Raw genomic sequence first — 11,097 nt, 5'->3', positions numbered from 1 at the left:
GCAGGCGGTGAGCTGGCCCGCACCCACTGCGCAAAAGGTCGTGTCGTTGGATACGAACGTTGCCTTCTGGCCGACGGCGAGCAGCTCGTCGGTCGGCGGTGAGCAACCATCGGTCGACTTCTCGAATCTGAACGGTTCCGAACGTTGCGCGTCTTCGTATGACTGCAGGACGAAAGCGCAGTCGCCGTACTCGGCTCCGGCCAAGCCGGGCAATGGGCCACTGCAGCGGACGAGGCTGCCGACCATGCAGCTGAGCCCGTCCGGTGTGCGGAAGAACGCGTAGCCGTTGGCCGACCGGTCGGGACGCGAGAAGTCTTGGCTGGCAGGGGCTTCCGTGAACGCGTTGAGGTCGGGGAATCCAGGGGGCTGAGCGTGCGCCGGAGGCGCAGTGGGGACACCAGCAAGCACTGCGGCCGAAGCCAAGACTCCGAGTACCTGCATCGTCGACCGACGTTTGGAGCTGGTCATTTCGAGACTCTTTCACGCTAGTGCTGGACGGTGACTTCGGTCTGGTATGTCCTGGGGTTGTACGGCTTGTCGCCCTCGTGGTTCCAGTCGGGCGGATCCTCCCAGGTGCTCACTCGCAGCTGGACGGTCTCCTTACCCGTCACCGGGTCGTACACGGTGTCAACCACGGTGGGTCCGTAAGGGGCGGCGCCGCCTGGCCAAGTGCCCTGGCCGGGCGGGAACAGCGGGGTCGCCTGTGCGTTGAGCAGTCCCTCGGGAGTCAACGCGGTGATGGCGCCCATCGGTTGGTCGCCAGGGACCTTGGGGTCGAAGTTGTCCGAGCCAACGAGCATGAAGCCGCCACCCTTGAGTGCCACCAGTTGATTCTCCCGGTCGCCGGGCAGGCCCTGGATCTCGCCCTGGGGTTTGAGCGTCTGCATCCAGGCATTGGGGTTGGCCGGGTCGATCGGCTCGGACATGTACAGCGTTCTCGTCCGGTCGCCGGGATGCGGCCCGGTGTTTCCGACGACGATCATGCGGTTGGTCTTCGGGTCGTAGACGCCGCTCGCCTGGGAGATGCCCGGCAAGACACCGATGCTCTTTGACGGATCGTTCATGTCGACCACGGTGGTGTCGGCGGTCGCATATTCCGGATTCGGTTCGCCGTTGGGGAGGCGGTAGGGAACCTCGCTGTACAGCGCGTACTGCTTGCCGTCGGGGCCGACGATCGTGCCGGTGGGCAACGGCCTTGTCGGCGCGTCCGGATTCGGATGTTCGGGCGTCGGGAGTGGGTTGCCGGGGATTTCCAACGGATTCCGTTCGCCGTTGAGCGTCGGATAGCCGCTTCGACCGTCGCCGCTGATCTCGATCCCGGTGCCGGGAATCGTGGCGTTCAAGTCGCCCTGAGTGCCATCGCGCGTGAGTGGTCCCGGGCCTCCGACGATCTGCGGGTCACCCGCCGCGGGTAGTCCGCCCTTGCCGCCCTCCAGTTCGAAGCCCTGCATGCTGGCCGCGACGGCGTCGAGTTGATTGGCGACGTTCTCGTCGGTGAGGGCCAGCATCATGGCCTTGGCGCGGATGTCGGCTTGGAAGTGTGCGGCGGCGATCTTGCGCACCAAGGCGAGGGCCGCACTGAAGTACCACGGCATGCGGTCCGTCACGCTGAGGTCCTCGCTGACCGCGAAGAACTGGCTCACGGCGTCCTGGATCGCGGCGACGGCGGCGCGCTTGGCGGCGTAGATCGCCTCCGCCCCCGACGTGGCGATCTTCCCGGCCTTCTTCAGCAGGTCGAGGGCGCCACGGATCTTGACGAGGTTCTCGAATAGCTTGGCGCTGGCTCGATCCGCCGCCGCACCGGTCCAGGGAGCGGAATCGACGGCGTGCTGAGCCTGCCCGTAGAGCTGTTCGGTGAGATCGGCTTGGCGCTGCCAGCCCATGGCGGCCTGTTGGAGGTGCCCGCTGGACCACCCCTCGATGCGCGATCGGGTCGGTGTCTCGACCATCGCTATCGCGGAGGCTGCATGGTCGTATCGATCTCGTGCGCCTCTTCGGAGTCCCTCGCGGCGTAGTAGCGCGCGGCCCTGGCGATGTCGTCGGCGATCGACAACAGTTTCGCCGCAGCCTCTCCGACGACGTGGTTGGCGGCCGCCGTGACGCCGACCGTCGCCTGGCCGGTCGGCTGTGCGACCGGTGGCTCCCACTCGTGGGCGATGCCGCCACTGGTCAACTGGTCACTGAGCCCGCCGAGCTGGCGGGCGACCGCCTCCAGCGCCGGAACGTCGACTTCCAGGGGAACGGTCACGCCTCAACGTTAGGGCAGCCGATCCGGAGTGCGGTACACCAATTCGAGCCCTAGACCAGCGCGGCGAGCTTGCCTGCGAGCCTCTCCACGTAGCCGCCGACCTCGGCCACGGACTTGTCCGGCAATCCGAACAGCACCTCGGTGACGCCGAGCTCGGCCCAGCGGGCGAGCTTGTCGGGGTCGGGCTTGAAGTCGAGCGCCACGATCTGCGGCGCGCCGTCACGCCCGGCGGCGGCCCAGGTGTCCTGCAGCAGCTTCACGGGCGTGTCGATGTCGAAGTCGCGTGGCGTGGTGATCCAGCCGTCGGCGCTCTTGGCGATCCACTTGAAGTTCTTCTCGGTGCCCGCCGCGCCGACCAGAATGGGGATGTGCGATTGCACGGGCTTGGGCCACGCCCAGCTCGGGCCGAACTTCACGAACTCGCCGTCGTATTCGGCTTCTTCCTGCGTCCACAGTGCCCGCATGGCTTCGAGGTATTCCCGGAGCATGGTGCGACGCCGGCCGGGCGGAACGTTGTGGTCGTTGAGTTCGTCGGTGTTCCAACCGAATCCGACGCCGAGCGAGACCCGGCCGCCGGACAGGTGATCGAGAGTCGCGATGGACTTGGCCAGCGTGATGCAGTCGTGCTCGACGGGCAGCGCGACGGCCGTCGACAGTCGCACGCGGGAGGTCACCGCGGCGGCCGTGCCCAGCGACACCCACGGGTCCAGCGTGCGCATGTAGCGGTCGTCGGGCAGCGATTCGTCCCCTGTGGTGGGGTGGGCGGCTTCGCGCTTGATCGGGATGTGGGTGTGTTCGGGTACGTAGAACGTCTCGAAACCATGGTCATCGGCGAGTTTGGCGGCAGCAGCCGGCGCGATCCCGCGGTCGCTGGTGAAGAGTACGAGCCCGTAGTTCATGACCAGAATTAGAACGTGTTCCAGTCCGTAAGCGCAAGGTGGCACCCGCTCGGGCAGGTATCGACCGTCGCCGAGCACGCAAGACCACTACCAGTCGACGCCGAATTCCTCCGCGGCGTCCAGCAGCCACCCGGCGAGGTAGCCGGCGAACGACGACCGGACCAGGATCTGATAATCGGTCCCGTTGTCGCTCAGTGGAAGCAGGACGACGACGGCAAGGCCGAGCATGGTCTGAGCAGCCGCACCGCGACCGAACACCGTCGGATGTAGATCCAGTGAGCAGCCCTTGGCCAACACGTCCCGGGCGCGCGCACCGCGCAGCCGCACGGTCGTCCGCTGAGCCGAGACGTCCACCGCGGCGCCACCGTGCTCGCTCAGCCGCTCGCGCAACCGAGTCTCGAGATCCTCGCCCCCGCGGCTGCCCGACGTGACCAGCCATTCCTGAGGACCCAACCAGATCACCGTCGCGTCCCGGCCGTCGATCGTCGTGCAGGGGATGGTCGGCAACGAGGTCACCCCGAGGACGTCGGCGGCTTCGGCTGCGCCGGGCCCCGTCGGATCGACCCACAGGTCGACCATCGCGATGAACGGCACCTCGATGATTCGTGCCGACTCCGGCATGTGCGCGAAGCGTGATTTCCAGCCCTGCAACGGGCTTCGTCGGGTCAGGGTGTCAGCCATCGCGGCGCGCTCCTTCTGGGTCGAAGAGGACGGAGCGGGTGACCTCCACCGGCACCAGAGTCCCGTCCACCGGCACGCTGAGGGTGTCTCCGATGCGAGCGTGCCCGCCCTTGACCAATGCCAGCGCGAATGGTCGGCCGAGGGCAGCGCTGCGGTAGCTGGATGTGACGTGCCCCAGCATCGGCACCGGGATGGGCGGTGGCACACCGTCTTCGGGGGCTTCGATGATCTGCGATCCCTCGGGCAGGACGGTCTCGGCGTCGACCGGTAGCAGTCCGACGAACTGCTTGCGCGCTGGGCTGAGGTTCTCGCTGCGGGTGAATGATCGCTTGCCGAGGAAGTCGACCTTCTTCTTCGACACCACCCAGTTCATGCCGAGATCCTGCGGGGTGACGGTGCCGTCGGTGTCCTGCCCGATGATCGGGAAGCCCTTCTCGGCGCGCAACACGTGCATGGTCTCCGTCCCATACGGGGTGATCCCATGGGGCGCACCCGCGTCGATCAGCCGCTCCCACAACGTCGTTGCGTACCAGCCCATGACGTTGACTTCGTAGGCGAGCTCGCCGGAGAAGCTGACGCGACCGACACGGACGTGGACGCCGTCGAGCTCGGTGTCACGCCACGCCATGAACGGGAACGCGTCATTGCTGACGTCGAGGTCACCGAACACGGCGCCGACGACGTCGCGCGACTTCGGCCCGACCACCGCAAAGGTGTGCCACTGCTCGGTGACAGAGGTGAGCCGGACGCGCAGGTGCGGCCACTCGGTCTGAAGCCATTCCTCCATCCAGTCGAGAATCGGGGCGGCGCCACCGGTGGTGGTGAAGGCCTGGTAGCGGTCTTCGGCCAACCGCATCACGGTGCCGTCGTCGATGACCATGCCGTCCACGCCGCACATCACGCCGTAGCGCACCATGCCGACCTTGAGCGTGCTCATCATGTTGGTGTAGAGCAGGTCGAGGAACGCGCCCGAATCGGGTCCCTGGACGTCGATCTTGCCGAGCGTCGAGCCGTCGAGGATGCCGACGCCACCGCGGACGGCGGCGCATTCGCGCAGGACTGCGGTCTCCGTGTCCTCGCCTGACAGCGGGTAGAAACGCGGACGCTTCCACTGACCCACGTCCTCGAAGACCGCTCCCCGGTTCACGTGCCAGTCGTGCACCGCAGTGACCCGTTCCGGGTCGTACCTGCGACCCCGGACGCGACCGGCCAGTGCGGCGAACGCCACTGGCGTATACGGCGGCCGGAAGGTGGTGACCCCGATTTCGGCCATGGGCACTCCGAGAAGCTCGGAGGTGATCCCCGACGCGATGACCCCGGAGGTCTTGCCCTGATCGTGGGCGGTGCCGATGGTGGTGTAGCGCTTCACGTGCTCCATCGAGCGCATCCCGGCGCCCACCGCACGGACCAGATCCGCCACGGTGGCGTCGCGCTGAAGGTCGACGAACTGATTCGTCGTGCCCTTCGGATCGGGTACCTGCCACAGCACGAGACCGGCTGATTCTCTTCCAACCGAATCGGCCTCGCCTGCAATCGGTTCCGACGGCGCGGTGAAGTCCAGGTCGGCCAGCGCCGAGACGGCCGACTCCCTGCCGCTGCGCAGGCACGCCGGCAGGTCGAAGATGCCGTTGGCCGAGCCGACGACGCTGACCCCGGCGAGTGACGCACCGGGCACGAACGCTCCAAGAGCGTCGTCGTAGCGCAGCTGTCCGCGTGCCTGGCTGAACAGGTGCACCGCCGGATTCCAGCCACCGCTGACGAGTAGCGCGTCGCAGGGCACGGCGACCGGGTCGGCGTCGCCGCGGAGCCGGTCCACGACGGCGTGGCTGATGCGTGCCTCTCCGCGCGTTCCACTCACGACGGAGCCGAGCTGGATCGTGATGTCGCGCGCGGCGCATTGGTCGTGCAGGTGGGGCGCCACCTCGGCGCGAGCGTCGACGATCGCGTTGATTCGGACGCCGGCGTCGTGCAGGTCGACGGCTGCGAGATACGCGCTGTCATTGGTGGTGAACACCACGGCCCGTTCACCGACCGTGACGCCGTAGCGATGCAGGAACGCCCGCGCGCTGTGGGCGAGCATGATCCCGGGTCGGTCGTTGTCGGAGAACACGACGGGCCGCTCGTGCGCGCCGGTGGCCAACACGATTCGCCTGGCCCGGACCCGCCACACCCGCTGCCTGCTGACGGCCGCAGGCGCTTGGGTCCCGAGGTGATCGGTGCGCCGCTGCAAGGCCAGCACGAAGCCGTCGTCGTAGTGTCCGAATGCGGTGGTGCGCTGCAAGTGTAGGACGTCGCCGTAGGTGCTCAGCTCGGCGACGGCGTCGGCCACCCACTGCACGGCCGGCCTTCCGTCGATGGCGTCGCTGCTGGCAAGCAGCGCACCACCGGCTTCGGTCTGCTCGTCGAGCAGGACGACTCTTGCACCAGCCCGGGCGGCGGTCAGCGCGGCCGCAATCCCGGACGGCCCCGCGCCGACGACGAGGACGTCGGCGTGGACGTGGGTGGCGTCGTACTTCGCGGTGTCGGCGGTCTCCGCGAGGCGGCCCTGGCCGGGGATGCCCCGCGCCACCAGACCGTCGAAGAGTTCGATCGTGGTCGCGAGCAACATGGGTTCCGGGAACGGGTCCTCGATCTGGACCAGGCTGCCGGTGTCTTCGGCCCATGCTGCGGTGATGCCTCGTGGGCGGCCGAACTTGATGCTGGTGCTCACATGATGGATGCCATGGGCGAGGAGGGCGGAGGCGAGGGTGTCGCCGGCATGCCCCGTCAGTTCCCGGTCGTCGAAGAAGAAGGTGTGGGTGCTGTCGCGGTCGACGCGCCCGCCCCGTGGGATGCGGAAGGCCGCGTTCATCGGATCGTCGGCTTCTGCTCGTCGGGGCGGTAGACGGCGTGGAATCGATAGGTGGCGGTGTCGCGGACGGCGTTGAACCAGCGTCGGCATCCTGCGCTGTGACTCCACCGCTCGGCGAACGGCCCCTTGGGGTTGTTGCGGAAGAAGACGTAGTGGGCCCACTGCTCGTCGGTCAGTGCCTGCGGATCGGCCGGGTAGGGCACGTGAGCCTGTCCGCCGTAATGGAATTCGGTTTCCTCTCGCGGCCCGCACCATGGGCACTCGATGAGTTGCATAGGGGTCGCTCCTGTATTCGGATGGGAGGCTGGCTGATTCAGTGCGCGACGCCGGCAGCGCCGTGCTCGTCGACCAGCGCGCCGGTGACGAACCGATCGAGGCTGAACGGGGCGATGAACTCGTGGGGCGCGTCGTTGGCGATCGTGTCGGCCAGGCACCAGCCGATACCTGGCGTCGCCTTGAATCCACCTGTGCCCCAACCGGCGTTGAGGTACAGGTTCTCGTAGTGGGCACGGCCGACGATCGGGGAGGCGTCGGGGCATACGTCGACGATGCCGGCCCACGTGCGTAGCAGATGCGCCCTGGCGAAGACGGGGAACAACTCGACGGCGGCAGCCATTTGGCGCTCGATGATGTGGAACGCCCCACGCTGGCCGTACCCGTTGTAGGAGTCCACTCCTGCGCCCATGACGAGTTCACCCTTGTGCGCTTGGGATACGTACACGTGCACCGCATTCGACATCACGATCGTCGGGTGTACCGGCTCGAGCAGTTCGGAGACCAGTGCCTGCAGCGGATGGCTCTGCAAGGGCGTCCGGATGCCGAGCATGTCGGTCAACGTCGACGTGTGCCCGGCCGCGCACAACACCACCTGTCCCGCGGCGATGTCGCCGCGACTGGTGTGTACCGCGGCCACCCTCTCGCCGGTGGTGACGAATCCGGTGACCTCGCAGTTCTGGATGATGTCGATCCCGGCCTGGTCGGCGCGGCGGGCGAAACCCCAGGCGACGTAGTCATGCTTGGCGATGCCGGCGCGGGGTTGATACGTCGCGCCGAGTACCGGATAGCGGATCTCGTTGGAGACGTTGACGATTGGGCATAGCTTCTTGACCTCGTCGGGGTCCACCCACTGGGCGTCGATGCCGTTGAGCCTGTTGGCTTCCACGCGCCGGACGCTGTCCCGCACGTCCTGCAGGCTGTGTGCCAGGTTGAGCACGCCGCGCTGGCTGAACAGGATCGGGTAGTCGAGGTCCTCCTCGAGGCCCTCCCACAGCTTGAGTGCGTGCTCGTAGATGCGCGCGCTCTCGTCCCACAGGTAGTTGGACCGGATCAGCGTGGTGTTGCGGGCCATGTTGCCGCCGGCAAGCCAGCTTCGCTCGAGCACGGCGACGTTGGTTATGCCGTGGTTCTTCGCCAGATAATGGGCCGTGGCCAGTCCGTGCCCGCCTCCGCCGACGATGACGACGTCGTAGGACTTCTTCGGCTCCGTTGTGCGCCAGAGGAATTCAGGATGGTCAGGCAGGTCTGATCCGGGTCGGGCCGCGGTGGATCGAGTCAGGCCTGCCGAGTCGAGACTCATCGTCGCCCTTCTGACATTCCAGTCAACCGCTTACTGATATATCAATCGCGGTCTAGATTATGATCAGAAGCCGTCCACGTCAACAGGCCGGTCGAGGCGGGAAGGGGCGGCGATGACCCTGCCGGAGTTCTCCTTCTTGGATGCCGACAGCGGCGCGGAGACCAATGCCGATCGCGCCTACGAGGTTCTGCGCGACCGCTTGGTCATGCTCGACATCCGACCGGGCGCGCCCATCAACGACGACCATCTGGCCGCAGAACTGGGCGTGGGCCGGACGCCTGTTCGGGAGGCACTCAAGCGCCTCGAACGCGACCGGCTGGTGGTCGCCTACCCCCGACGCGGCACCTTCGCCACCGCCGTGGACATGACCGACCTCGCCGACATCTCCGAGATCCGCAGACAACTGGAACCGACTGCGGCTGCCAGGGCCGCCAGGTCGGCAACGGCGGAAACCCGCACGCGGCTGTCCGCACTGTCCGCGGGAGTCGCGGGGATCGACGGAACCGACGATCCTCGCCAGGTTCTGCGTCAAGACGTCTTTCTGCACCGCGAGATCTACCGCGCATCGGGTAACCCGCATCTGGAACAGATCCTGGTCAGCCTCGACGCTCACGCCGCCCGGATCTGGTGCTTGTTCCTCGACCGCCTACCCGACGTCGCCGGCCACGTCCGCGAACACGCTGCGCTCCTGGATGCCATCGTGGCCGGTGACGCGGACTCCGCAGCGGCGCTCACACTCGCGCACGTCATCGGTTTCGAAGAGGCCGTCCGCGCAGTCATGTGAGCGGACCGCCGTTGAAATCTGGCGGATCGTTAGGGGTGACGCGCGTCGCAGTGCTTGTTGGGATGGCAGACCATGACGACCGAACGCATCGCCGACCACGTCAAGTTCGCCTACTGGGTGCCCAACGTCAGCGGTGGTCTGGTGACCAGCGACATCGAGCAGCGCACCGACTGGAACTACGAGTACAACAAGAAGCTGGCGCAGACCGCCGAGAACAACGGTTTCGAGTACGCGCTGTCGCAGGTCCGCTACGAGGCCAGCTACGGCGCCGAGTACCAGCACGAGTCGACCAGCTTCTCGCTGGCGTTGTTGCTGGCGACCGAGCGGCTCAAGGTCATCGCCGCGGTCCACCCGGGGCTGTGGCAACCCGCGGTGCTGGCCAAGCTCGGTGCCACCGCGGATCATCTGAGCAATGGCCGCTTCGCCGTCAACGTCGTCTCCGGGTGGTTCAAGGACGAGTTCACCCACCTTGGCGAGCCGTGGCTCGAGCATGACGAGCGCTACCGCCGCAGCGCCGAGTTCCTTCAGGTGCTGCGCAGGATCTGGACCGAGGACGACGTGGACTTCCGCGGCGACTTCTACCGCATCCACGACTTCACGCTGAAGCCGAAGCCGCTGAACACGCCCGAGCGGCCCAACCCGGAGATCTTCCAGGGCGGCAACTCGACGGCCGCCCGTCGCAACGGCGGCCTGTACTCCGACTGGTACTTCTCCAACGGCAAGGACTTCGCTGGGCTGACCGAGCAGGTCGTCGAGGTGCGCGACCACGCCCGCAGCGTCGACCGCGAGGTCAGCGTCGGGCTCAACGGGTTCATCATCGCCCGCGATACCGAAAGGGAGGCGAAGGAGACGCTCCGCGAGATCATCGAGAAGGCCAACAAGCCCGCGGTCGAGGGCTTCCGCGACGCCGTCCAGCAGGCGGGCAGCGCGACGGGCGACAAGCGCGGGATGTGGGCCGACTCCAGTTTGGAGGACCTGGTGCAGTACAACGACGGTTTCCGCACGCAGCTGATCGGCACACCGGAGCAGATCGCCGAGCGCATCGCCGGCTATCGCAAACGTGGCGTCGACCTGATTCTCGGTGGCTTCCTCCACTTCCAGGAGGAGATCGAGTACTTCGGTGCGAACGTGCTACCGCTGGTGCGCGAAATCGAGGAGTCCGAAAAGGATTCGCACAGCCAGTCAGTGCTCGTCACCGTCTGACCGCCGCATGTTTGCTCACCGGCCGACATGGGGCCGTCGCCGCGCGGACGGGACCGGCTTCCGTCGGCGGGTGCGCTAGCGTGGGTGGTCGAATCGCCCATCACAGGAGGGGACATGTCGTATCCATCCGGTCAGCCCGGTAACCCCGGATACCCGTCCGGGCCGCCGGCGGCGCAGTACAGCACGCCCACTCAGCAGTTCGGTCAGGTTCAGGAGGCCGCCCCGGCGGGGCCCAGCAAGCTTCCCCTGTACCTCGACATCGCGGTGGCGGTGTTCGGTCTGGCCATCTACCTCACAACGTTCGCGCTCGACAGCGGCACAGCGCTCGGGCCATTGCTCGGCATCCTGGCCGGCCTGTTGGCGGGTGTCGGTCTGGTGCCGAAGCAGAAGAGCCACTTCGCCATCGTGGCGGTCCTGACGGTCCTCGGGTTCCTGGTCGTCCTCGCCGGTGTGATCACCATCGGTGCGGGCAACCTCGGCTGGGCCGCCTACCTGATGGTCGCCTTCACGTTGCTGCAGGCCATCGTCGCGGTCACGGCCCTGCTCCTGGACGCCGAAGTCATCACCGCGCCGGTGCCGAAACCCAAGTACGAACAGCAACCCTACGGCCAGTACGGCGCGCCGGGGCCCTACTACGGACAGCCTCAAGGACAGCCTCAGGGACTGCCGCAGGGACAGCCTCAGGGACAGCCGCAGCACGGCGGCCCTCCGCAGCAGCAGGGTCCGCAGCAGCGTGGCGGCTACCCGCCGCAGCAATACGGTGGCTACCCCACCGGGCCGTCGACCGGCGGCTTCGGTGCACCCGCGCCGCAGGGCCCGCCACATCAGGGCGGACCGCCGACGCCCCCGACGGGC

The 11,097-nt window shown here is 67.2% G+C and carries 11 protein-coding genes; 3 read left to right on the top strand and 8 right to left on the bottom strand.

Features of this window, described 5'->3' with window-relative positions:
- The 8 genes from QOI01_RS17560 to QOI01_RS17525 form a co-directional block, all read right to left on the bottom strand.
- On the bottom strand, positions 1-468 hold a 468-nt coding region (locus QOI01_RS17560), incomplete at its 3' end, for a hypothetical protein (protein WP_526383119.1).
- A 17-nt stretch (positions 469-485) separates the two neighbouring features.
- Positions 486-1,949, bottom strand: a complete 1,464-nt coding sequence (locus QOI01_RS17555) for a hypothetical protein (RefSeq protein WP_526383117.1) — start codon at positions 1,947-1,949, stop codon at positions 486-488.
- A 2-nt stretch (positions 1,950-1,951) separates the two neighbouring features.
- Positions 1,952-2,248 (bottom strand): hypothetical protein, encoded by a 297-nt coding sequence (locus QOI01_RS17550; protein WP_526383115.1) that lies wholly within the window; start codon positions 2,246-2,248, stop codon positions 1,952-1,954.
- A gap of 50 nt (positions 2,249-2,298) precedes the next feature.
- A complete protein-coding gene (locus tag QOI01_RS17545; RefSeq protein ID WP_526383113.1) occupies positions 2,299-3,147 on the bottom strand; it encodes an LLM class F420-dependent oxidoreductase in 849 nt (282 codons plus the stop codon).
- 87 nt (positions 3,148-3,234) lie between these two features.
- Positions 3,235-3,828, bottom strand: coding sequence for a sarcosine oxidase subunit gamma (locus QOI01_RS17540; protein ID WP_526383111.1), 594 nt, complete (start codon positions 3,826-3,828; stop codon positions 3,235-3,237).
- Positions 3,821-6,679, bottom strand: a complete 2,859-nt coding sequence (locus tag QOI01_RS17535; RefSeq protein WP_526383109.1) for a glycine cleavage T C-terminal barrel domain-containing protein — start codon at positions 6,677-6,679, stop codon at positions 3,821-3,823. Before QOI01_RS17535 ends, QOI01_RS17540 begins: the two co-directional genes overlap by 8 nt.
- Entirely contained in the window at positions 6,676-6,954 is a 279-nt protein-coding gene (locus QOI01_RS17530) for a sarcosine oxidase subunit delta (protein WP_526383107.1), read from the bottom strand. The genes QOI01_RS17535 and QOI01_RS17530 overlap by 4 nt, the downstream gene beginning before the upstream one ends.
- A 38-nt stretch (positions 6,955-6,992) precedes the next feature.
- Complete coding sequence (locus QOI01_RS17525; protein WP_526383105.1) at positions 6,993-8,255, bottom strand: sarcosine oxidase subunit beta family protein; 1,263 nt, start codon at positions 8,253-8,255, stop codon at positions 6,993-6,995.
- 112 nt (positions 8,256-8,367) lie between these two features.
- Here QOI01_RS17525 and QOI01_RS17520 point away from each other — a divergent pair, with 112 nt between their 5' ends.
- The 3 genes from QOI01_RS17520 to QOI01_RS17510 form a co-directional block, all read left to right on the top strand.
- Positions 8,368-9,039, top strand: a complete 672-nt coding sequence (locus QOI01_RS17520) for a GntR family transcriptional regulator (protein ID WP_526383103.1) — start codon at positions 8,368-8,370, stop codon at positions 9,037-9,039.
- A 72-nt stretch (positions 9,040-9,111) separates the two neighbouring features.
- The gene (sfnG, locus tag QOI01_RS17515; RefSeq protein WP_526383101.1) at positions 9,112-10,242 is read left to right on the top strand and encodes a dimethylsulfone monooxygenase SfnG; all 1,131 of its coding nucleotides are present in this window, start codon (positions 9,112-9,114) and stop codon (positions 10,240-10,242) included.
- 114 nt (positions 10,243-10,356) lie between these two features.
- The coding region (locus QOI01_RS17510; RefSeq protein ID WP_526383100.1) for a DUF5336 domain-containing protein at positions 10,357-11,097 on the top strand (741 nt) is incomplete at its 3' end.

This window comes from Mycobacterium sp., from assembly GCF_032162605.1.
Classification (GTDB): domain Bacteria; phylum Actinomycetota; class Actinomycetes; order Mycobacteriales; family Mycobacteriaceae; genus Mycobacterium.
This window is presented reverse-complemented; position numbering and strand designations above follow the sequence as displayed.

Bases quoted from the DNA above. Each gene is read 5' to 3' on its own strand.
- QOI01_RS17555 (WP_526383117.1), bottom strand. From the start codon at position 1,949: ATGGTCGAGACACCGACCCGATCGCGCATCGAGGGGTGGTCCAGCGGG.
- QOI01_RS17545 (WP_526383113.1), bottom strand. From the start codon at position 3,147: ATGAACTACGGGCTCGTACTCTTCACCAGCGACCGCGGGATCGCGCCG.
- QOI01_RS17540 (WP_526383111.1), bottom strand. From the start codon at position 3,828: ATGGCTGACACCCTGACCCGACGAAGCCCGTTGCAGGGCTGGAAATCA.
- QOI01_RS17535 (WP_526383109.1), bottom strand. From the start codon at position 6,679: ATGAACGCGGCCTTCCGCATCCCACGGGGCGGGCGCGTCGACCGCGAC.
- QOI01_RS17530 (WP_526383107.1), bottom strand. From the start codon at position 6,954: ATGCAACTCATCGAGTGCCCATGGTGCGGGCCGCGAGAGGAAACCGAA.
- QOI01_RS17525 (WP_526383105.1), bottom strand. From the start codon at position 8,255: ATGAGTCTCGACTCGGCAGGCCTGACTCGATCCACCGCGGCCCGACCC.
- QOI01_RS17520 (WP_526383103.1), top strand. From the start codon at position 8,368: ATGACCCTGCCGGAGTTCTCCTTCTTGGATGCCGACAGCGGCGCGGAG.
- sfnG (WP_526383101.1), top strand. From the start codon at position 9,112: ATGACGACCGAACGCATCGCCGACCACGTCAAGTTCGCCTACTGGGTG.